This window comes from Flavitalea flava (genome assembly GCF_054461575.1).
This window is the reverse complement of the sequence record NZ_JBTLQH010000025.1, coordinates 43458-64524: the sequence shown is the minus strand read 5'-3', so window position 1 is coordinate 64524 and position 21067 is coordinate 43458. Positions and strand designations below refer to the sequence as shown.

At 40.8% G+C, this 21067-nt stretch carries 24 protein-coding genes and 8 tRNA genes; 21 read left to right on the top strand and 11 right to left on the bottom strand.

The features are described from left to right. Nucleotides 1-117: 117 nt before the first annotated feature. On the top strand, nucleotides 118-1281 hold the full coding sequence (locus tag ACX0G9_RS20295; RefSeq protein WP_459066778.1) for a serine hydrolase domain-containing protein: 1164 nt from the start codon (nucleotides 118-120) through the stop codon (nucleotides 1279-1281). A 174-nt stretch (nucleotides 1282-1455) separates the two neighbouring features. Here ACX0G9_RS20295 and ACX0G9_RS20290 read toward each other — a convergent pair whose 3' ends face one another. Beyond that, nucleotides 1456-1917, bottom strand: coding sequence for a hypothetical protein (locus ACX0G9_RS20290; protein ID WP_459066777.1), 462 nt, complete (start codon nucleotides 1915-1917; stop codon nucleotides 1456-1458). An 866-nt stretch (nucleotides 1918-2783) separates the two neighbouring features. On the opposite strand from ACX0G9_RS20290, the gene ACX0G9_RS20285 reads away from it, so the two are divergent. Beyond that, on the top strand, nucleotides 2784-3440 hold the full coding sequence (locus ACX0G9_RS20285; RefSeq protein WP_459066776.1) for a cupin domain-containing protein: 657 nt from the start codon (nucleotides 2784-2786) through the stop codon (nucleotides 3438-3440). A gap of 4 nt (nucleotides 3441-3444) precedes the next feature. Here ACX0G9_RS20285 and ACX0G9_RS20280 read toward each other — a convergent pair whose 3' ends face one another. Next, complete coding sequence (locus ACX0G9_RS20280) at nucleotides 3445-3744, bottom strand: hypothetical protein (protein WP_459066775.1); 300 nt, start codon at nucleotides 3742-3744, stop codon at nucleotides 3445-3447. 26 nt (nucleotides 3745-3770) lie between these two features. Continuing rightward, complete coding sequence (locus ACX0G9_RS20275; protein WP_459066774.1) at nucleotides 3771-4205, bottom strand: GyrI-like domain-containing protein; 435 nt, start codon at nucleotides 4203-4205, stop codon at nucleotides 3771-3773. Nucleotides 4206-4575: 370 nt separating this feature from the next. On the opposite strand from ACX0G9_RS20275, the gene ACX0G9_RS20270 reads away from it, so the two are divergent. The 3 genes from ACX0G9_RS20270 to ACX0G9_RS20260 all read left to right on the top strand — a co-directional run bounded on the left by ACX0G9_RS20270 (nucleotide 4576) and on the right by ACX0G9_RS20260 (nucleotide 6959). Continuing rightward, the gene (locus ACX0G9_RS20270) at nucleotides 4576-5373 is read left to right on the top strand and encodes an SDR family oxidoreductase (RefSeq protein ID WP_459066773.1); all 798 of its coding nucleotides are present in this window, start codon (nucleotides 4576-4578) and stop codon (nucleotides 5371-5373) included. Nucleotides 5374-5444: 71 nt separating this feature from the next. Then, nucleotides 5445-6302, top strand: coding sequence for a helix-turn-helix domain-containing protein (locus ACX0G9_RS20265; RefSeq protein ID WP_459066827.1), 858 nt, complete (start codon nucleotides 5445-5447; stop codon nucleotides 6300-6302). Nucleotides 6303-6512: 210 nt separating this feature from the next. Further along, nucleotides 6513-6959, top strand: a complete 447-nt coding sequence (locus tag ACX0G9_RS20260; RefSeq protein ID WP_459066772.1) for a DinB family protein — start codon at nucleotides 6513-6515, stop codon at nucleotides 6957-6959. A gap of 38 nt (nucleotides 6960-6997) precedes the next feature. On the opposite strand, the gene ACX0G9_RS20255 is transcribed toward ACX0G9_RS20260, so the two are convergent. The 4 genes from ACX0G9_RS20255 to ACX0G9_RS20240 all read right to left on the bottom strand — a co-directional run bounded on the left by ACX0G9_RS20255 (nucleotide 6998) and on the right by ACX0G9_RS20240 (nucleotide 10470). Further along, a complete protein-coding gene (locus ACX0G9_RS20255; RefSeq protein WP_459066771.1) occupies nucleotides 6998-7834 on the bottom strand; it encodes a hypothetical protein in 837 nt (278 codons plus the stop codon). Between the two features lie 131 nt (nucleotides 7835-7965). Then, on the bottom strand, nucleotides 7966-9045 hold the full coding sequence (locus ACX0G9_RS20250; protein WP_459066770.1) for an acyltransferase family protein: 1080 nt from the start codon (nucleotides 9043-9045) through the stop codon (nucleotides 7966-7968). Nucleotides 9046-9167: 122 nt separating this feature from the next. Further along, nucleotides 9168-9959, bottom strand: coding sequence for a 2OG-Fe(II) oxygenase (locus tag ACX0G9_RS20245; protein ID WP_459066769.1), 792 nt, complete (start codon nucleotides 9957-9959; stop codon nucleotides 9168-9170). Between the two features lie 88 nt (nucleotides 9960-10047). After that, the gene (locus ACX0G9_RS20240) at nucleotides 10048-10470 is read right to left on the bottom strand and encodes a secondary thiamine-phosphate synthase enzyme YjbQ (protein WP_459066768.1); all 423 of its coding nucleotides are present in this window, start codon (nucleotides 10468-10470) and stop codon (nucleotides 10048-10050) included. Between the two features lie 137 nt (nucleotides 10471-10607). Here ACX0G9_RS20240 and ACX0G9_RS20235 point away from each other — a divergent pair, with 137 nt between their 5' ends. Next, entirely contained in the window at nucleotides 10608-11576 is a 969-nt protein-coding gene (locus tag ACX0G9_RS20235) for a ligand-gated ion channel (protein ID WP_459066767.1), read from the top strand. Nucleotides 11577-11611: 35 nt separating this feature from the next. Here ACX0G9_RS20235 and ACX0G9_RS20230 read toward each other — a convergent pair whose 3' ends face one another. Both ACX0G9_RS20230 and ACX0G9_RS20225 read right to left on the bottom strand, forming a co-directional pair. Next, the gene (locus ACX0G9_RS20230) at nucleotides 11612-11941 is read right to left on the bottom strand and encodes a hypothetical protein (RefSeq protein WP_459066766.1); all 330 of its coding nucleotides are present in this window, start codon (nucleotides 11939-11941) and stop codon (nucleotides 11612-11614) included. 107 nt (nucleotides 11942-12048) lie between these two features. Further along, nucleotides 12049-12705, bottom strand: a complete 657-nt coding sequence (locus tag ACX0G9_RS20225) for a Crp/Fnr family transcriptional regulator (protein WP_459066765.1) — start codon at nucleotides 12703-12705, stop codon at nucleotides 12049-12051. 168 nt (nucleotides 12706-12873) lie between these two features. Here ACX0G9_RS20225 and ACX0G9_RS20220 point away from each other — a divergent pair, with 168 nt between their 5' ends. The 5 genes from ACX0G9_RS20220 to ACX0G9_RS20200 all read left to right on the top strand — a co-directional run bounded on the left by ACX0G9_RS20220 (nucleotide 12874) and on the right by ACX0G9_RS20200 (nucleotide 16027). Then, on the top strand, nucleotides 12874-13212 hold the full coding sequence (locus ACX0G9_RS20220; RefSeq protein WP_459066764.1) for a hypothetical protein: 339 nt from the start codon (nucleotides 12874-12876) through the stop codon (nucleotides 13210-13212). Further along, on the top strand, nucleotides 13209-13613 hold the full coding sequence (locus ACX0G9_RS20215) for a hypothetical protein (RefSeq protein WP_459066763.1): 405 nt from the start codon (nucleotides 13209-13211) through the stop codon (nucleotides 13611-13613). The genes ACX0G9_RS20220 and ACX0G9_RS20215 overlap by 4 nt, the downstream gene beginning before the upstream one ends. A gap of 13 nt (nucleotides 13614-13626) precedes the next feature. After that, nucleotides 13627-14610, top strand: a complete 984-nt coding sequence (locus tag ACX0G9_RS20210; protein WP_459066762.1) for a helix-turn-helix domain-containing protein — start codon at nucleotides 13627-13629, stop codon at nucleotides 14608-14610. A 114-nt stretch (nucleotides 14611-14724) separates the two neighbouring features. Continuing rightward, nucleotides 14725-15249 (top strand): GNAT family N-acetyltransferase, encoded by a 525-nt coding sequence (locus ACX0G9_RS20205; RefSeq protein WP_459066761.1) that lies wholly within the window; start codon nucleotides 14725-14727, stop codon nucleotides 15247-15249. A gap of 34 nt (nucleotides 15250-15283) precedes the next feature. Then, complete coding sequence (locus ACX0G9_RS20200; protein WP_459066760.1) at nucleotides 15284-16027, top strand: nuclear transport factor 2 family protein; 744 nt, start codon at nucleotides 15284-15286, stop codon at nucleotides 16025-16027. A 1-nt stretch (nucleotide 16028) separates the two neighbouring features. On the opposite strand, the gene ACX0G9_RS20195 is transcribed toward ACX0G9_RS20200, so the two are convergent. Further along, a complete protein-coding gene (locus tag ACX0G9_RS20195; protein WP_459066759.1) occupies nucleotides 16029-16544 on the bottom strand; it encodes a hypothetical protein in 516 nt (171 codons plus the stop codon). Between the two features lie 868 nt (nucleotides 16545-17412). Between ACX0G9_RS20195 and ACX0G9_RS20190 the strand changes: the two genes are divergently transcribed. The 10 genes from ACX0G9_RS20190 (at nucleotide 17413) to ACX0G9_RS20145 (ending at nucleotide 20014) form a co-directional block, all read left to right on the top strand. Continuing rightward, a tRNA-Asp gene (locus ACX0G9_RS20190) sits at nucleotides 17413-17483 on the top strand. A 5-nt stretch (nucleotides 17484-17488) separates the two neighbouring features. Then, a tRNA-Met gene (locus tag ACX0G9_RS20185) sits at nucleotides 17489-17564 on the top strand. A 6-nt stretch (nucleotides 17565-17570) separates the two neighbouring features. Further along, nucleotides 17571-17643 (top strand) — tRNA-Gln (locus ACX0G9_RS20180). 5 nt (nucleotides 17644-17648) lie between these two features. Then, a tRNA-His gene (locus tag ACX0G9_RS20175) sits at nucleotides 17649-17722 on the top strand. Between the two features lie 19 nt (nucleotides 17723-17741). Beyond that, nucleotides 17742-17812 (top strand) — tRNA-Arg (locus tag ACX0G9_RS20170). Between the two features lie 9 nt (nucleotides 17813-17821). Then, nucleotides 17822-17894, top strand: a tRNA-Ile gene (locus tag ACX0G9_RS20165). A gap of 22 nt (nucleotides 17895-17916) precedes the next feature. Then, nucleotides 17917-17988: transfer RNA gene (locus ACX0G9_RS20160), tRNA-Ile, on the top strand. A gap of 37 nt (nucleotides 17989-18025) precedes the next feature. Next, a tRNA-Lys gene (locus ACX0G9_RS20155) sits at nucleotides 18026-18099 on the top strand. 309 nt (nucleotides 18100-18408) lie between these two features. Next, nucleotides 18409-19482 (top strand): AAA family ATPase, encoded by a 1074-nt coding sequence (locus ACX0G9_RS20150; RefSeq protein WP_459066758.1) that lies wholly within the window; start codon nucleotides 18409-18411, stop codon nucleotides 19480-19482. Nucleotides 19483-19528: 46 nt separating this feature from the next. Next, nucleotides 19529-20014: a ribonuclease H-like YkuK family protein gene (locus ACX0G9_RS20145; protein ID WP_459066757.1), complete on the top strand. Its 486-nt coding sequence runs from the start codon at nucleotides 19529-19531 to the stop codon at nucleotides 20012-20014. Here the strand turns inward: ACX0G9_RS20145 and ACX0G9_RS20140 are convergent. Then, a complete protein-coding gene (locus tag ACX0G9_RS20140; protein ID WP_459066756.1) occupies nucleotides 20011-21021 on the bottom strand; it encodes a helix-turn-helix transcriptional regulator in 1011 nt (336 codons plus the stop codon). The genes ACX0G9_RS20145 and ACX0G9_RS20140 overlap by 4 nt on opposite strands. Nucleotides 21022-21067: the final 46 nt, after the last annotated feature.

Sequence of the window (21067 nt, the reverse complement as noted above, 5' to 3'; positions counted from 1 at the left end):
TACTTCAGGCTCCACAATATTTCCGTTTCCAATTGAGAAGGATTTTCCGTCCAATCTATCAGCGACTTTACCTTACCCATCGTAAATAATTCTCTTAGAATTAATTATTTTAGTATCATGAAAAGAAAAGCTTTATCTATCGTGTTCATGTTTATTTGTGCTTTAATTGCGCCTTACCAATTTTGCACTGGTCAGGAGAGTTCCCGAGATTCCCGTGTAATTACAGAATTTGCTAATCGGCTAAGTAGAGCTACAAAGAAAGACGACGTTCATGGCAGTATATCCGCAGCGATAATAAAAAACGGCAAGGTCATATGGGCGGGTGCGTTTGGCTACGCAACCCGGGACAAAGATATTGCTGCAGACACCAACACTATCTATCGTATCGGCTCTATTACCAAAACATTTACGGCTGCTATATTAATGCAACTTGTAGAAGAAAGAAAGGTAAAGCTGGATGATCCTGTCGAAAAATATCTGCCGGAAATAAAATCCCTGAAAGGTTATTCAGACAAGACAATCATCACCTTTCGTCAATTGGCGTCGCATACTTCAGGGCTGAAACGCGAGCCGGATATGCCCGGTGCGAGTTTGGGCCCGGTGGACCAATGGGAAAGTAAATTATTATCCAGTATTCCTTATACTTCGTTCAACAGTAGCCCCGGAACCAGTTATCAGTATTCTAACATAGGGTATGCCCTGCTTGGGCTAGCCCTCGAACGGGCTTCGGGTGTCCCATATATTCAAATGGTGCAACAAAGGATATTTACGCCGCTACACATGGATAAAACCTTTTTTTTGATGCCCGAAAATAAGATGGCCGAACTTGCAGAGGGTTTCGTTAATTCCAAGAAGAATTTAAAAGACAAAATAAACAAAAACCATTCCTCGCAGGGGGGGTTAGACAGCACATTGGGTGGTTACACAGTACCCTGTGGTGGTATTTACTCAACTTCCCTTGATCTGGCAAAATTTGTAATAGCACTGATGGGAAAGACAACCTTGCTCGAGCCGGAAAGCCTTCGGGAAATGCAAGTTACTCCCCCAGGTGGCAGTTATTATGGGTTGGGTTTTATGCTTGCAAGATATAAAAAGTTGGACTTTATAGGTCACGGCGGCCTCGTTCGGGGGTACCTTGCACAATTTTCAATAGAAAAGAACAACGTTTACGCGGCTATTCTGCTGCGCAATTATAATAGGGGAAAAACCAATCTCGCATTAGGTTCTCGGAAACTGCTGTCTAAATTATCAAAAGGTAGTAAGATGAAGCCATTGAATTAAATCTTACTTTTTGCACAAGCGCATAAGTTACTTCGATTTCCCCTAGATGGAGCTTCACCGGAGGGATACGACTTCGTTGCCTAAGTACTTTCATGGAACTTGTCAAACCACTTCAATACCGTACAAGGAGAGAAATTGGAGATATAGACGCTTGCATGTTAGATGTTCCACAGTTTAATCGGATGCTGAGCCATAAATGAAAAGACTATTGCCCGTTTGAGATAGAAGGATAAACCGATAGTCCCACCATACAGGATACCCAGGTATTCCGGTTTCATCCGGGTAGCTGTATATATTGGTGTCGGGATCAATATATCCGCTGATAAAGTCTATGTATTCCTTGTGCAATATTTCGAATTGCTCCTGGCTTTTTTCCGATAGTTCCACTCCCGCCGCAGAATCACCACGATAAAACATTCCGATATTTATTTCTTTCCAAAAATCGGTATGTGATAATCTGATTAGTGTGACTGATTCTGGCGTAGAGCGCGGATATGCTTTCTTTAGGCATTGCTTGAACGCCTCAATATCAGCACAATTCTCAAATAGATCTATTCCGAGTTTAACTTGATAGTTATATCCCTCTAACAAATTTTCCGGCTTGTACAGGCAGTTTTGATATTTTTCAAATGTCATAGTGTGCTTTGATTATTAATTTAGATTTACAAAAGAACCACGGTACAGGCTCATACCCATTTTTCTGATCGTTTATAAAATCTATGACGGCAGTCCAATCATCCCTTTCCTGGGAAAGCCCATATTCATTTGTTTTTAAACCGAATTTTTCACTAAGGATGCTGGAGATATCATGGCAATGAAAAGCATGAAATCCGCCATCGCATTCTTTTCCTGTAATATCAAATCCAATAAATGCTTCCTTATCCGATTCGACTTCAGGGAATTTTCGGATAAGGATACCAAAACAGAGGCAAGTCAGATCAAAATAAATATTATAGAATTGTTAAATACAGCCTGCCGGAATTTTCCTCAAGTGAAGGTATACACTATCTTACTCCTCTTATCCAGTATGTGTACCTGGGAATAGGACTTGCGGTATCGTTCAGCTTTTTATACAGGGTAACTTTTTACAGACAATACCAGGAGGCCTGAGAATCGCTTAAACGGAAATTGCCTTCATCAGGGACCCGAATAAAAGAGGCTGTATCGACCTTTTGATTCAGCCTCTTGCCAGTCATTGGCCGGGAAGACAGAATTCGAACCATTGCTACAAAAGATCGTTATTTCCTCAATAGTGGCTTTTCTCCTATTTTTATACAGACAAGTTTACCGGAATAAATTAAGGTAAGAAATACCTAAGTTCTTTGGCGCAGATCGACAAAACTATCGACAAACAAGACAAAATACTGATCTTCAATAGTATAGAGTTTTCCTGTCGGGACCACCGTTATATAATAAAAGCCTTGATTCTAACGAATTTCAAGGCTTTTGTATTTTTGGGATGATTTAAAAGGGGTATTTACGAAATTTTTTTTTATATCATTGTGTACATTTGGGAATTGTGCGTCATATCACAAGCAGGCATTCTCCTCCCAAAAAACAAATACTTTAAACCATTTTTTATGAAACGCAATCTATTTTTGAAAATTTCTTTAGCTGCTGCCGCATCCCTGGCTGCCCCCTTTGCCGGTATGGCAAAATACAATAGGAAAAAACGAGGAGATAAGGGTATTAAAGTTGACTCCGGAAAAGACCGCTTCGGTAAACCCATTTCTTTATTTGAAGGAGATACCTTTTACACAAAGGTGTCCACGACCGACACTGATGGTGATGCATATGTATTTGAATCGACAAGGGTAAAAGAAGGTGGCCCTTCATTTCATCTGCATTACGAGCAAGATGAATTTTGGTATATACTAAAAGGGGAATTTTTATTTAAAATAGGCGAAGAAACTTTTACGGCCAAAGCGGGTGACACGGTTTTTGGGCCGAGGAATGTTCCCCACGCTTTTGCAAAGATCGGCGAAGGGGAATCCAAGCTATTGATGTTTTTTCAGCCAGCCGGCAAAATGGAAAAGATGTTTAAAGATATCAGCGAAGGCGCTGCCAAGAATATAAAGACGGACGAGGACAAGGACAAATTCTTTCATGAATATGGTTTAAAAAGAGTAGGTCCGCCGCTTACTTATTCTAAATGGTGACTTTTCAGCACGGGTCAGTTTTTAATTTAGCTTCATTATTAAAACCAAACCAAGCTACAGTTCCGGACTGAACATTATTGAACCAACCTATCAATTCAGACATTTCTTCTCTCAGTAATTCGGAATCCGGAGCCTGAAAATGTACTTTTTCTCTGCCCATCGGGCCAGACATGACTTGTATCGGGTCTTCTTTAGAATTATCCCGATAGTCGCCGACAACAATTTTGTGCATCCCGCTTCGTCCTGTCGGAAACATTGCGGCGTGCCAGTTAAAAAGCCTTTCATCGGCAAACGTTTGGAGCATTTATTTCTGAAACCGGAATAATATATTTACTTCAGGCTCCACAATATTTCCGTTTCCAGTTGAGAAGGATTTTCCGTCCAATGGCCATAGATCTCCAGGTAGGGTAGATGCGTCTTTATTCCTTCCTGCCGCAGTTCCTCCTGCAGGCGGGAACAAGCTTCTGCAATTTTATTATAGGGGCCGATATGCTTGTAGTAGACATATCCTGTCATACGGACCTGCTTTAGCTCCAACTCCGTACCCGGTGGGGGAGGGGTCATTAATTCAACCCCCGCAAACATTTTATCGCCCTCTTCATATACCCAAATGTTAATCCCTTTATGTTCCAAATTATTGGCTTTTACCTGCTGCCACATTTTATTCATTAGCATCATGCCAGTAGCAGCCCAATTTCTATTTGTCGCCACACCGGTAATTCCGTAAAGGGCCAAATTGAAATTTTCTTTTATGCTGAAAATCATGATATATTATTCTAGGTTTTGGATGTCTAAACCCCGCCAGAAATAGTCAAACCGCCTCAGGCGAATATTGATTGTCTATAACCTAATAAATTTAGGCAATTATGTTGTTACCTCTCCCCCCGGCAAATTTTTATAGGAAATGTTATTGAGTTTAACATATGTCATTTTATTTCCTTTTTTGGTTATTTATAGCAAAAAAAAGAAATAAAAGGTGAAAATGGCTTCATATTCTACGCAATGCTTAAAATTGCCCTCATTTTGTCATAGCCAGGGTGTCATTTTCAAAGGGTCATTTTGGCTACAATAATCGCCGGTTTGGACACTTACCGGAAACCCAAATAATAGAATTTTGTACTTCAAATTAGAAAAAATGAAGACAATTTTTATCACAGGAGCCTCCACAGGCTTAGGAAAAGCAGCAGCAAAATTATTTGCTTCCAGGGGTTGGAAGGTTATTGCAACCATGCGTAAGCCTGAAATTGAAAAAGAGTTAACTTTGATTGACAACATTACCCTGTTGCCATTGGATGTTACCGACCTTAAACAGATTAAAGAAACAACACAGAAGGCAATTGCAGCAGGCAATATTGATGTCGTGTTTAATAATGCAGGTTATGGATTGATGGGACCTTTGGAATCGACCACCGACGAACAATTGGTTCGCCAGTTAGACACCAATATTTTAGGCGTTATTCGTGTTACACAGGCATTCATTCCTTATTTCAGGGAAAAAAAACAAGGACTTTTTATAACAACCACGTCGATAGGTGGGCTTATTACCTTTCCATTCAGCTCGGTATATCATGCTACAAAATGGGCTTTGGAAGGTTGGAGTGAAAGCATGGCTTTTGAATTAAAGAAAATCGGCGTTGGGATTAAAACTGTTTCTCCCGGTGGCATTCAAACGGATTTCCTGAGCCGGTCCGCTGATATGTCATCACATCCTGCTTACGAAAAATGGGTATCGCTTATGTTTGCAGGTATTAATGAAGATCATTTTACGCCGGCAGAAGAAATTGCCGAAGTGGTTTATGAAGCTGCTACGGACGGTAAAGATAAATTAAGGTATGTTGCAGGCGAAGATGCGAAGGCATTCTATGCCCAACGTTTGCAATTGGGCGATGAAGGATTCAGGAAACAAATGGAACAGGCGTTATTGGGAAGCTAAATCAACCAACTATTAAAGTGAAAAACGACCATATTCCGCAAAAAATCAATTCTATCTCCGACTTACACCGGATGCTGGGTTTACCAAAGCCTTTGCATCCGTTGGTAAGCCTGGTGGATAATACCCTGATAGTAATAGATAAGAATAAATTGCCTGAGGCCTTCTTATTTAATTTTTATAAGATTTCGTATAAAATGAACCTTCGTGGCAAAATTAGGTATGGTCAAAACTATTATGATTTTGATGAAGGCGGTCTTGTCTTTACGGCTCCCAACCAGGTTCTGGCCACTACCGACGATACGGAGTATTTGGGAAATACTTTACTCATTCATCCCGATTTTATCAGGAATTACCCGTTAGGGAAAAACATTAAAAATTTTGGATTCTTTTCGTACGATACGAATGAAGCATTGCACCTGTCTGAAAAAGAAAAAGCTACCATCCTTAATATTTTCAAGGATATCGAGGATGAATTACAATCGAACATAGATGATTTTAGCCAGGATGTAATTATATCGCAAATCGAGCTGCTGCTGAATTATAGCAATCGTTTTTATAAGCGCCAGTTTATCACCAGGAAGACAGTGAATAATGATTTGTTGTCGAAATCAGATGACCTACTGAATGACTATTTTAACAAAGATAAAGCTTTGACCAAAGGCTTGCCTACGGTGCAATACCTTGCAGAGCAACTAAATGTTTCGCCGCATTATTTAAGCGATTTGCTTCGTTCCCTGACCGGGCAAAATGCACAACAGCACATTCACAATAAGGTGATTGAGATAGCCAAGGAAATGTTGTCCACCAGTAATTTATCGGTTGCCGAAGTATCCTATCAATTAGGATTCGAATACCCGCAATCCTTTAATAAATTATTCAAAAGAAAAACCAATTTATCTCCATTAAAATTCAGGCAATCATTCAACTAAATTGCAAGCGAAATTTACCCCATTCCCCAAGCCGGACCTAGCCAATCACTTTTCGCCTTTATTCCGGGTTGTTTTTGCTAAAAAAATGCGGGTGGACTAAAAAACAGCAATTTTGGAGTAATGAAATTTTAATTAACACCTGTTCTTTGCGTAAACAACTTTAAACGCAAAAGAGGTGAACTTTTTTAATTTCAAAAACTTCCAGGAAACATGAAAACAATCTTTGACAAAACAACAAGAGAAGAATTGATTGCCAGGATTAATCAACTTCCCGTGAACAGTAAAGCTCAATGGGGTAAAATGAATATTTACCAGATGCTAAAACATTGTACTTTGTATGAAGAAATGTTATTGGGAAAAATGAGCGTTAAACGAATGTTCCTTGGCCGAATTTTTGGAAAAGTTGCTTTGAAGGATTTAATAGGAGACGCAAACCCAATAAAACAAAATCTGCCTACTATACCTGAGATTAAGGTTAAAGAAGACAAGGGCGATATATCAAAAGAAAAACAGCATTGGATTGCACTGATTCAAGAACATGCGCATAGTTCAAACACTGAATATATTCACGCTTTTTCCGGGATCGTAACAAAAGAACAAAGCGGGTACTTAGCTTATAAACATACCGATCACCATCTTCGGCAATTTAATAGTTAGATGGTTCTACTGAAATTAACCGGCGGGAGATAAACTGATCAATAATAAGTATAGAAAGTGCTTGTCTGGAATCTTTTTCCTGCGTCAGTCCCGGCGGTATATAATAAATCGCCTTTCTTTGATAAAGGCGATTTATCGCTATTGTATGTGTAGGTATAATCGATAGTATAAGCAGTAAGGCCAACCCCTGCTGAAAAGATTTCTTTCCCGGGATTGTTTCGCTGTAAACGAAATCCTTGCAGGAGGAAGAGATGTTCTTGTATCCCGTCATGAATAAGACTGAAATCATCTACGTTGATCTTGTCGTCATATTGCCCGAACTGCCAGGTTGAGACAAACTCCGGCGAACTGCCTTGGGGAAGGCGGCGTTCGGTAATTGTTTTTACATTACCATCCGGATGATAAGTGAATGTTAAGCTACGGTCGAGCAAAAAGCCGACATTACCTTCTTTATGATCCCACTCTATTTCTTTAACCTGATCTCCGCTGTAAGAAAAGCTGACATGTCTGTAAAGAATATTATCCTGGTTTATAAATTTGATCATAAACACTTTGCCTGCATTATCATATAAATACCGCAATGTATCGTGATTGACCAGGATATTGTTTCTCATCTCACTGATCTTATTTGCGCTATAGAGAACATCATAGATAGTGAACCCGGAAGCAAAATCAACTTTGGTAACCGTACTATCGTTGTTATATTCGAAATGATAATAAGGTGAAGGCAGACCAGGGAGCGTAATATCTTTCAGAAGTATTTTATTAATGGGTACAGGTGGTGGAGGAATATCGGGGTTAGTCGTTTGGTCTTTTCTGCACGAAAAGAGGAGCAGTGCAAAAGTCACTATCCGTAAAGTATCGTTATGCCGCATATTCACTTTTGCATGCAAAGCTAAACCACTATAGGGTCAATTTTTTGAAGGAACGGCTGAAGTGTCAAAACTGATGTATGAATGGAGTGATTATTTTTCCTAACGGTATTCCGGCAAAACATATCCGAAAATCAGCCTTTATTTCTTCTATTATTTAAATATCTGCGGACCGGAATATCATAAAGAATCATTGCCAGATAGGCTATGCCAATCAATAGAATGGTTCCTGTTAGAATGATAAAGAACAGTTGAGTTGGACCAGGTTGGCGACTGGTGTAATAATTGCCAAATACCCATATGGCTGCATAGTGCGTCATGTATAACGGGTACGATATTTTCCCGGAGAACAGGCAGAGTTTTTTTAAACCCGGGGCTAACGTAGCGCCAGCTCCTAATGAAATAAGCAAGGGAAAATAAAATAATACAACCATTAATTCTGTCAACCAGTTCCATTTTGAATATGGCATAATAAATGCCAGGATCAGCAAAAAACACATGCCCACAAAACCCAGTTTCGTCTTAATGATCCAATTAGAACGATAAATTAGCAGTCCTGCCAAAAAGGAAAAGGAAATACGGGCGCAGCCATCCCAAAAGGTTTGCCCGCTCCATCCGCCCAGTAATCCTTCAGAACGATGACTGACAAAAAAAAGGGCTGCCGCTGCAAGTATGAGTAATATGATCAAATAGCGGCGGCTGATTTTGTAAAGGACAAAGGCATAAAAAATATTGGCAATATATTCCCAGAATAATGACCAGGAAGGTGCATTGAAACTGAACAGATTAAAATAACGTTCCGGCATTACAGGCATGGGGATAAGAAAAATGGAACCGAGAAATAGCAGTATGATTTGATCGGCGCCATTTAATGCCTCATGAATGTTGAATGGATCAAAGAGATAACTTAATAAACCTAATACTGAACCTAAAATTACCAACGGGTGCAGCCTTATTATCCTTGATTTAAAAAATTCAAGGACCCCCATTTTCCCGATTCGATCATCATAAGCGTATCCAATAACAAAACCGGATAAACAGAAAAAAAAGTCTACTGCTAAAAAACCATGGCCGATGAAGTTTTTGCTGTAGTCGGAATAAGCCACTTCCATAAAATGAAAAACTACAATGGCCAAAGCTGCTATTCCCCTTAATCCATCAAGAATTTCAAAATGCTGTTTGGTTTTTAAAAGGCCCGGATTTAGTTTGTTCATATTTTTCGGGTTCACACCGATTTTCTTTTTTTGCAAAAATAATACATTTGGCCGCTTATAGGTGAGCTATAAGTGGCCAAATCTGCAAAAAAACATGACATTTGGTCGTATATAATCATCGCTTACCCAAAAATCTTTTTAATTAAGCGGCTAAAGCCGGATTTTTTGGTTTCGCTGATTTCATCTTCATTGTATCCTTTTCGTCCAACAAAAATGGTGGAATGTTTTTCCTGGCCTTGTTTTATTTCAGAAGCAGGCCGCCCTTGGGAATAATAATAAAGTGCCAGCGATTTCCGGCTCCTGTCTTCGGGGCAGGTCAGGGGATCCGGGTGGCCATGATAGGAAAAATCCGTAGTAGAGAAAATAGCCAGCGTATTAAAATGGGGAGTGATCTTCTGACCACATTTCGTCAAATCTGTATCCCATAATTCAAAGTGACCGCCATATTCCTCTTTCCAGTCTTTATTAAGATAGATCAGTGCGTTGAGCCGCCTGTCCAGACCATTCGAGTTTTTGTTAAAGTCGGCATGAAGTTTTAGGAAGCCGCCTGGCTTGATTTCATGCAAGCCGCCGCCTAGTAAATCGTGGTCGGCAATCAGCGGCTCTTGAATACTGGTTAACTCCTGCAGGAAGTCGAGAAATGGCTTGGAATTGAGATATTCGACAAAAGCCCGGGTATTTTTACCAAGCCTGTCAATCCCCTTGGATGCCAATTTAACCTGGCCTGGGTTATCGATCTTATACGATTTTCCGGTTGATAAATCAGGAAACTCTTTAAGGAGTTCATCCAGCACTTCCGGATTGAAAAAATCCCTGAAATAGGTGTTGGGAAAGGGTGAATTGGAAGCGTATTTTGATTTTTCTGCTTTGGCTATGGCCAGCAGGTCCTGGTAAGGCTTATTGATAAATTCCATATAATCAGGCTATTTGAAGGCAAAGATATAAATTTCGATAACAGATGAGTAAAATAAAGCCCTCTGAAATGGTTAACACACTCTTCGCCTACTCCCCCCAACAGGTTACCACCAGTTCCCTTTCGCCCCCCTGGTTCCTGTGTTCACAAAGGTAGACTCCCTGCCACATCCCCAGGGCCAATTCTCCGTTAGTAATGGGCATCATGACGGAGTTTCCCAACAGGGCCGCTTTCAGGTGTGCGGGCATATCATCCGGGCCTTCATCATTATGCAGGAAATCCGGATCGTTCTCAGGCACGGCCTTATTAAAAAAGGTTTCAAAATCCTTGCGGACAGTGGGATCGGCATTTTCATTAAGCGTAAGAGAAGCGGAAGTATGTTGGATAAATACCTGGCAGAGGCCGGCACGGAATTGCCTGATACCGGGCGCGGCCTGGAGTATGGCGGAGGTAATGAGATGAAAGCCTCTTTTTCGGGCCGGGAGGGAGATAGCCTGTTGATAGATTTTCATAGAGATTCTTCTTTTTAAGCGAAGTTCTGATAAATTGCTGTATTTAGCCTATGAACAGGAAAAAAGGTAAGCGTTCATATTAGTTTATATTTTTGCGGCCATTTATTTAACTTTCCTATTCATTTGAACCGGTCAATATGAAAAACATCCTTTCCCTGCTTGTTTTCTTTATAATAAACTCGTCACTCCTGGCTTTTAGGGCATTTGCCGAAAAGGCGCCTCCGGATACGGTAAAGACGGGCATTTATATCACCAGTATCCATGATATCGATTTCAAACAAAGCGAGTATACGGTCAACTTTTGGTTGTGGCTGACCTACAAGAAAAAAGAATTCGATTTTTTGCAAAACCTGGAAATACCACAGGCCAAGACATTTACAAAATCTTTTTCCACGATAGATTCCTCGAATGGCAGAATTTATATATTGATGAAGCTGCAATGCCTGATGAAGGATTCCTGGAAGATCAGCAGTTTTCCCTTTGACAGGCAGACCTTGCGGATCTCCATCGAAAACTCCCAATTCGATTCCAGGGCCCTGATCTTTGTTCCGGATACCCTGGGCAAACATTTTGATCCACGGTTTACCCTGAGAGGCTGGATAATCGACACCTTCACTTTGTCGGTTGGTATCAAACCTTACGAAACGACCTTTGGCGATCCGGATCAGGTTAAGCCTCATGTGGAATACAGCTCATTTAAGGTTAAAATAGGGATAGACCGCAGCGCCACCGAATTGTTCTGGAAAATGTTCCTGGGAATGTATGTCTCCTTCCTGATCTGTTATATATGTTTTTATATACATGCCGATAACATCGATTCCCGCTTTGGGTTGAGTGTAGGCGCTTTGTTTGCAGCAATCGGCAATAAATATATCATTGATTCCTCTCTACCGGATTCCACTTCATTTACCCTGGTGGATACCTTGCACGGGATCACGCTGTTCTTTATATTTGCCGTCATCACTTCATCAGCCTTTTCACTGAAACTGCTTAAGGCCAACAAACTTAAGCAGGCCAACCGGTTTGATTTTATTGCCGCCCAGATCATGCTGGCGGCTTATCTTACCTTAAACATCTATTTTATCCTGCATGCAAAAAATAGCTGAATGTCTATGACTTCTCTATTACGGTAATCCGGAATTTACACCTTTACAATAGCGATCAAACTTGCCAGCAAGGTCAGAACGACCAGTAGATAATAGACAGGTTTGGTGAATTCCCTTTTGCTATATAGGGCATTGATAATGGCAATCATCAAAAAAATGCCTGTTTTGGGAACCACCTTATAATAATTTACATGGGGGTATTTTATAATAACCATTCCGATACCGGTTAACAGGATAATAATACCCGCTATTAATCCTTTTTTGTCGCGCAGGGAATCGATCTTCGGATATAGTAGGGCCAATTGAGCTACATACAAAAGAAAGGCTGTAAAATGGATAATGAGCAGACAGTTGAATAATAGCATTCTTGTAAATTTTTGTGTTTACAAAACTAGGCCCAGTCAAAAAGAAACCTGTTAACCCGGGTTAATAAATACAAGAGTTGGAATCATAAGTAGGTGGTCCGCATAGATCAGGAGGAAGCCAGTCTTTTCCGAATCCTGCTGAGAGAGGGTGGTTTTACCCCGACAAAGGAGGAAATATAATATTGAGGGATCCGATTTTGAAGATCGGGATAGGAAGCTATAAATTCAACATAACGTTGCTCCGGAGTGTGGGTGTAAAAAGAAGTAATTTCTTTCAGCGCAGACACAAAGATCTGTTCGCATACCAATCTGCCGAATTTCTGTCCTTCTTTTACCTTTTCATAGAGCAATTGAAGATTATCGAAAGACATAGTGAGTATAGTGCTGTTCTCTATAAATTGGATGTTTTTGACGGAAGGGGAATGATCCAGGAAACTTTCATAATTGCATATAAAATCGTTTTCCTTTCCAAAACCATAAACCAGCTCTTCCCCATTATTATTAATGAAATACCGGGCAAGCCCTTTTCCGATAAAACCTACTTCTTTACATACTTTGCCCTCTTTCAGAAAAAAATCGCCTTTTTTAACCATTTTTTCCTGAAAGAGGGTTTGTATAAATATTTTTTCCGCATCATCCAAACGGATGATCCTTTCGAATGTATGGATAAGCTGGGTATACATACCCCAAAAATATATACTTATTACCAGCAAATAAATGGATTTTAATTGGTTGCTCCGCCATATACCAGCAAATGCTGACATGCCCGTTACTTATTGGAATACAAAGACTTGCACATCTCAGGGCATACTGGTCCTTTTGGTTTTTCCATCATCGGGTATAGAAACTGAATCGAAGCCCCGGTCTGCGAAAAAACAGGTAATTTTAGGGTAAGCTTTCGATTGTTTGTTATATGCGTTAAAAACCTTCTTATGACTAAGCGTAAATCCGATTTTCTGAACAGATTAACCTTTCTGTTTATTTTTATCCCCTTTTCTCATATTGCCTCTGGCCAAGGGGAAGATGGGTACCGTGATCCAAACTACTCCAAAAATTTTGCAGATTTTCGTGATCTTTCAGGAAAGGCAATTCCACTGGGCAGCCAGGTCGGTGTGGAAGGTAATATGATGTTGAATGAGCAGTTTACAAAAGGAATGCTGAAGCTTAGCAATGGAAAAGTATACAACGGGCTGGAGATGAATCTTTCCTGGTCAATAATCAACTGTACTTCAGGAAAGATAGCCTGGTATTACAGGTTGCTACCCCGGTGAGTGATTTTGTACTGCCTGCCACAGGAAAGGGAAACGAAAAAACCCTTCATTTCAAAACGGGTTATCCTGCCATTGGCAGCAATACGGGGCAGACCTATTATGAAGTATTGGCCGAAGGCCCCAAAGTCCATTTATTAAAATATGTCTATAAAGTTGTTCAGGTGTCTTCCAATTATGGCGGGCCAACGGAGAAGGCATATGCCCAGCGGGAGTTCCTGTATGTTTATGATGTTCTGGCGACGACCATGACGGAAATCTCTCATAATAGTAGTGCCGTGAAAAAAGCATTACCTGAATATGCAGCCGATATAGAAAGTTTTTCGGTTCAGCATAAGAGTAAGCTTAAAAAGGAAGAAGAAATCAAGGCTTTAGTGGAATATCTCAATGTTAACCTCAAATAAAAGTTGACGACCTATGTCTTTAGTGTTTAATTATTTTCCTGAAAAAAAAGAATTTTACCGAAACCCCTTATCGACCCGTGAATTCGATTCGGAAAGATTGATGGAGAGCAGGGATGTCCTGGATTTGGATAAAGGCAGACTGACTTTTAGTAATTGGTGTTTTGATGGATACCGGTTTGGGCATTCGGTGTTGACGAAAGGAGAAAAAGTTGCTTACCAGGTGAAAAACCGGATGGATGCGGTAAAAATTTATTTCAACAGGAAAGGCGCCACAGATGTACGCTATAAACAATTAGGACAAAAGATGAGCCTTCAGGCAGGGCAATATAATATGCTTTATTCTCAGGAGCTGGACACCTCGATGAGTCATAACGATGACCATTCTGAATTGTTTTCCCTTCAGTTCACTAAAGCATGTTTTTTTCAGCTCGCCGGCCAGGGCAATTCCGGTATGGAGAGTTTTCTACGGAAAATAGAAGAAAATGAACCGGTTCTGTTTTCAAAGGATTGGCTACCTATGAATTTTTCGATCGAAAGATGCATCGATGAGATTATTAATTGCCGGTTTGCTGGAGATTTAAGAAAAATGTTTTTATTATCGAGGGCAATAGAATTGTTCGTATTAATCGCGGATGGAGCCAATAAGAAAATCAGCCACAGGGATAATTTTATAAAAACAAATACAGATAAGGAAAAGCTGTTTTATATACGGAACTATATCCTGGAAAATGCCTCCTGCTCCCTTACGATGGCTGACCTGACCAGGCGATGCGGATTGAATGAATACAAACTTAAAAGAGGTTTTAAGGAGCTTTTCGAAACCCCGGTAATTGACTTTTTAATCAATTGCAGGTTGGAGCAGGCAAGAGACCTTTTGCATAGCGGACAATTCACGATAAGCGAAATAGCATATCAAACCGGATATTCTTCTCCACAATATTTTAGTAACGCCTACAAAAAGAAGTACGGAATTCCTCCGGGCCAGGCCAAAGGATAATCCCGATTTTACACTTTTTTATCCCGATCTTTCACGGTGAATGTTATCTGTAATGGCAACTTTGCAGGTATGAACACTGATCTGTTTCCGGCTGGGCTTCCAAATATAAATTTCATGATCGATGAAAACATCTATCTCCGGCGAGGTAACGTTGAAGATAAGGCTATACTTGCCAGAGTTGCGGCTATCACTTTTGAGGAGGCCTTCTCTTCCAAAATGTTATTGGAGGACCTGGAAAATTATGTGGCAGAGGCATTTAGCATTCAAAAGCTTGGTGATGAATTGCAGGATACGAACAGCCAATTTATCCTGGCATTTGCCGGACAGGAACTCATCGGTTATGCAAAACTCAGGTGGGGGCGAACCCATGCATTATTAGAAAGCAAAAATTCCATAGAAATAGAGCGTTTGTACATTTTTGCCGCATGGCATCAGCGAAAAATCGGATCACTTTTCATGCAAAATTGCATCGGTATAGGCCGGGAAAAAGGAAATGAGATCATCTGGCTGAACGTTTGGGAGAAAAATGACCAGGCCATCCGCTTCTATGAAAGATGGGGATTCGAACTTTTTGACGCGCAACTATTTATGCGGGGAAATGATGCCCAGACGGGCCTGCTGATGAAAAAGAAGCTTTAGACCCACGATAAACATAAAATTCAAAAACAGGAATATGAAAATTAATCTCCTGGCATTATTAGTAATTCTCATAATGTCGATGCTACTGATTTGCGGTAATTTTTACCGGAGTATAGGTCAGGGTAATACGGAAAAAGAATTGGTGGCTATTACCCAAAAGCTATTGGACGCAGTGGTTAGTGGTGATAAAGCAGTTTGGGAGAAATATATGGCCGACAGCGGTTTTATAACCGAGGAGGATGGTGTTGTCCGGAGCAAGGCGGAGCAATTACAATTCATGCGGCCATTGACTGCTGGCTTCAAAAGAAGTATCATTCTTACGAATCCAATACTTAAACAATTTGAAAATACAGCTATACTGGCGATAATTCCCAGGGAAAGACTGGAAGTCGGTGGACAGATCCTTAACACTTCCTATAATGAAACGGATGTTTTTATAAAGGACAAAGGAGAATGGAAATTGCTTTCTTCTCATGTTGCTGAAATATTGGCCTCACCTGTACCCATAGATTTAACTAATTCTCAGATAGCGGTATTTAGCGGAACCTATCAGTTGACCGGGGATGTTATTTTTGTGGTATCGGTACAGGATGGCAAACTGATGGGGCAGCGATCCGGAAGGAAAGCTCAGGTTTTATTGCCGGAAACCGAAACCGTTTTTTTCGCAAGAGAGCAAGCCGAACACAGACGGCTGTTCATAAAAGATGCCACAGGACAGGTTGTACGAATGATCGACAGAAGGGCAGGCAATGATTTGGTTTGGACGAAGATAAAATGATCTATATTCTATGAAGAGCCATATCCTGGATGACCGGTCTTTCACTGGATGATTTCTGGAATGTTGTGGATACCAATACGCCTTCTTTAAAACCACACCGGCAATGCGGGTCGGAATATACCTGCATGATCTCCACGCTTCTTATTTGAAAATCCAGGACGATTGTGCAATCCGGCGTTGCCGGAGGGGTATAATGGACCTGGTTCTCATTATAGGGAAGGGTATCTGTAAAAAAGCCGGAGGCGTAATCCGGATATCCCTTATTTATATAAAAACAAACCGCTACTTTATTAGTTTCCAGTAATTGCACCCTGATCTCCCCGGAATGACCTATTACCTTATTTTTTTTAATGACTCCCATCAGTACATAGGTACCGGTCGGGTCAATAAAGGATTGAGCTGATCGGGAGCTTAGTACAACTGATTTGCAGGAATGTACAACGGATTGATTCGGGTTATTGTCATTGGACAAGATCCGGCTGGCCATAAAGGCGGTTAACAAAAGCAGACTTCTCATAATTAAGCAGTTTAACGAATAATTAAATGAGGTAAACAACTGTCTGTCAGCTACCTTAAACTTAATAAAAAAACAAATACCCGTAGTGCGATTTAGTATGACTGTGTCAAATTCCTTTATGAACGGTTGACAAAAATGTTTGAAATGGGACAGGACAGAAAAAAATGAAGCCATTCTGGCCATGGCTAATGACAGGAAAAACAAAAATGGCCAGGCACGATCGACCGGAGTATTATCATTTATCATCCTCATGAAAAATAGCGTTTGAGCATCGGCTGAAGTGTTTAAAATACCGGCAAAAAAATAAATTTTAAAAATATTTTAAAATAATTTGGCATGATCAAAAAAATAGTTACATCTTTGCACTGTTAATAAAAACAAAAAATGCAAAAGATGCGCCTACATATAAAAACAAATAATTGGATTAGTTCCGAGAGGGACTTTACCGATTGCGGGGCATCTGATGCTGATGAATAAGTCAAAGGACTAAATCACTAAAAGATACGCCCCGCAAGAGATTGCGGGGTTTTTGTTTTATATGAATTTTTATTGGCCAATCCGGGTCGAAACAATGTTTATCATCAATAAAAGAAATTTTTGAGGCAATATCAAATTACAAATAGACCCATCATTATTGACCGACAGAATCGGAATTGTATAAATATGTCCAAATTTAATTTCTGTGGGGAGATAGGTGATCGACATAAAAGACTGTGGCATAAGCAAAAGAGATCCTGAAAACAGATCTCCACAAAAAGCTAAGCCCGGTCAATAAAAGACCGGGCTTTTTTTTGATCTGTTCTTCTAATGGCCAGGACCCAGGAATTTCAATCCTGGAATAGGGGTTCGACTCCCCTACAGATTACATGGTTCGTTGGTATAACGGTAACATTCCGGATTGTCGATCCGGCGACACGGGTTCGACTCCCGTACGAACCGCAGCTTGCGACTTGGTGTAACAGGTAACACGCCACTCTCATAAGGTGGAGGATTTCAGTTCAACTCTGAAAGTCGCAACCAATTTATTGTTAAGTAGTGTAATGGTTTAGCACATCAGTTTTTGACACTGGGGGTGTTGGTTCGAGTCCAGCCTTGACAGCATTCGTTGTCTTTAGTTCAATTGGCTAGAATGCCTCACTGTGAATGGGGTGATCAGGGTTCGAATCCCGGAGGCAACCGAGGCAAAATGGAAGGTAAGGGCTTATAGTTTAATGGAAGAACCCTGTGCTACGAACGCAGAGGTGGAAGTTCGAGTCTTTCTAAGCCCTCAATCCCAATGACCCGTAGCTCAATGGTAAGAGCACGTGCCTTATACGCACAAGGTTATCAGTTTGAGTCTGATCGGGTCAACAAAAGGGTGCTTTGATTTAATTGTGACTTAGCTCAACGGTAGAGCATTACCCTGATACGGTAAGGGTTGATGGTTCGAATCCATCAGTCACAACAAATGAATGGCAGTAAACAACATAGGAATGAAACAATGGCCCGTAGCTCAATGGCAAGATGCACCGCACTTTTAATGCGGGGGTTCCGGGTTCGAGTCCCGGCGGGCCAACAGGGGATAGTATTTTTGAAATGAGTGTAAAAACTTGGGTCAACTGACCGATGGATGAATAGCTCAACGGTGTTTTTTTGTAATTGGGTTTTTTGAAATTTAGCCCAATTCAAAAAAACTATAATGAGGGGCCTGCGGCCTGTGGACCTGTGGTCCACATTGGCTCCGGTTTGAAGTACCGGGTGTACAGGTTCGAATCCTGTTTCGTCCGCTAAAAAGAAAACAATGCGCACTTTGGTAATGAAATAGGAAAAGTTTATCGAAACTCTGGAGATAAATATTTAATTACTATTTCAACATACGTTAAAAATGGACAATCTAAACCATCCGAAAGTGGTTAATAACAATATTGTTTTTAACAAACGCTTTTTGGATATCAAATCCTTATACCTGCATAGTTTTAACTTATTGCCGAATCTTTTTTTTATGGGGCAAGTAGATGGAGAAAAAGCTTTTGCAGCTTTTAAGGAAAAATTCGGCGCGCTGATCAATCAGGTGCATGAATATAGCTGGTATAAGAATAGACGGAAAAAATATCAGTTTGACAATACGGTGGTAGTGCTGAAAAATAATTGCCTGCTTGCATTTGACGAAGGCCATTGCCAGGTACTTCATGATGGTCGTCAGGCAGAATTTGTAGAGGAAGTGACGGAAATGGTCAATAAGTTCAAGGAAAGGCAAAGACGGCAACCGCTGGAAATGAACCTGATCGTGTATAACGGATCTTGCCTGGATTTGAAAGCTATGGAGATAAAAAGGACAAAACTGGATATTGATTTTTTTTATGAGGATGATTTTAAAGAAGTGGATGAACTGATCAGAAAAAGACTGAACCGGAAAAAGGACAAGGGCATTGTTTTATTACACGGGCTTCCCGGAGCTGGTAAAACGACCTATTTACGATACCTGATCGGCAAGATAAAAAAACGGGTTTTATTCCTTTCACCATCGGTGGCTGGCAATCTGATGAATCCCGATTTTATCGAGTTGCTGATCGATAACCCGGATACGGTTCTGATCATTGAAGATGCGGAAAATATAATTATGGATAGGAAGCACAATGCCGGATCAGCGGTATCGAACCTGCTGAATATATCTGATGGCTTGTTGGCGGATTTCCTGAATGTACAGCTGGTTTGCACGTTTAACAGTTCCCTGACCCTGATTGACAGTGCGCTTTTGCGGAAAGGAAGACTGATCGCAAAATATGAGTTTGGGAAGTTGGGCGTATTAAAAGCGCAGAAATTGAGCAAACATCTTGGCTTTGATCTGGCCATTAATAAGCCGATGACCATAGCGGAGATTGCAAATCCCTTTGAAAAAGAGCAGAAAGCGGACCGGGTGGAGATTATTGGCTTCAGGCGGGAACCGGCTCAGAATTGAGAGAAGGGGAAAATTGAACGGTAGGATAATAGTAAATAAAACGGCAATGGAACAAAAACAAAAATGGAGGAAATTGGATGGCACCCGGATAACCAGGCCAATCGAAGATGAAATCAGGGCAGTATTGGTTCGGGAAAGAGAATTGGGGCATGAATTGAAAGTTTGTATTGGTACGGATAGCCAGGTGAAAGGAAAAGAAACAGAATGGGCGACAGTGATTGTATTTATCCGTAAAGGAAAGGGTGGGTTCATGTACATACATAACGAGGTCACCCAAAGAAAGATGAGCATAAAAGAAAGGATGTTGCTGGAAGTGGCTAAAAGTATCGATACGGCTTATTCTTTGTGCAGACTGTTCACCATTTACTATGTGGATATGGAAGTACATGCGGACATAAATACCAATCCGGGTTTTAAGAGCAATGATGCATTAAAGGAGGCGATGGGTTATATCATGGGAATGGGATTTGTTTTCAAGGCTAAACCCCATGCATTTGCAAGCTCCAGCTGTGCGAATAAAGTGGTGCACTAAGTATATATCTCGTGCATCAGTTTTACCTTTCTTCGTATGCGACGGACCAGATTGTTAGGGGAAATTATTTCTAGACCTTCCCCGAATCCCATCAGTTCGCGTTCCAGTTCGAAATTGGGTATCACTTCAATGCTGAAAAGGACCCCTTCTTTCTTCTCTTCCACAACCACTTGAGAGGTATGGATAGGCTTTGTTCTGATATATGGTGCCTGGGAATGGTCCGCTAAAAAAAGAATTAGAGTGGGTGTATCACCTGTATTGCGTGTTACACCCACAATATCCTTGAAATAGGTGTGGGGATCGAAATTTTTGTGCTGCTGAAAGGGCCTTTCCGGACGGGGAATAATACCCTGAATCCGGTCAAGAGCAAAAGTTAGAATTTCCTTACTGGTTTGCGTCATTCCGAGGACAAACCAGCGATTCCGGTACTCTTTTAACAGATAAGGATAAAAGAGGATCTCACTGGTGGCTCTTGCTTTGAAGGACTGATAAGAAAGGGAAAGAGGCGTTTGTGCAATAATGGCTTTGTAAAGAATGTCTAACCACTGGAGACCGGTTAACAATTCATTTTTTTCGAAGTCGATAACAGGATCCCGTTGGAATTTTTCGCTATAGATCTTATCCTCCAGTTTATTTACCATTTCCGTCACTTCGTTAAAGTGGCTGAACCCTTTGAATTGCCGGAGAAGATGAGTTACTTCCTGGAGGACATTCAGATCCTGGGAAGAGAGTGGATTGTTGGAGATAGAATAGTCGGGGTCTTCATAGCTATAAAATTTCTTATCTGTAACAAGAATAGGCGCATTGTAGCCAAGCTTGTCACTGCGCATAGCACTGAGATCGAGACGGATAGTGCGGAGACTTACGCCATTGGCCAGTCCTTCATATTCGTAAAGGGCTTTATTACAGGCTTCGATGAGATCATCGATGGTCCATTTGCGCCGCCGGTTCTGCAGGCATTTGTCGATGGTGCGGTAGCGGATAAGAGCATTACGGTTGACAGGCATTTTAAATATTTTTTCAAAAAAAAGAAAAAAAACTGAACTGTGCAAA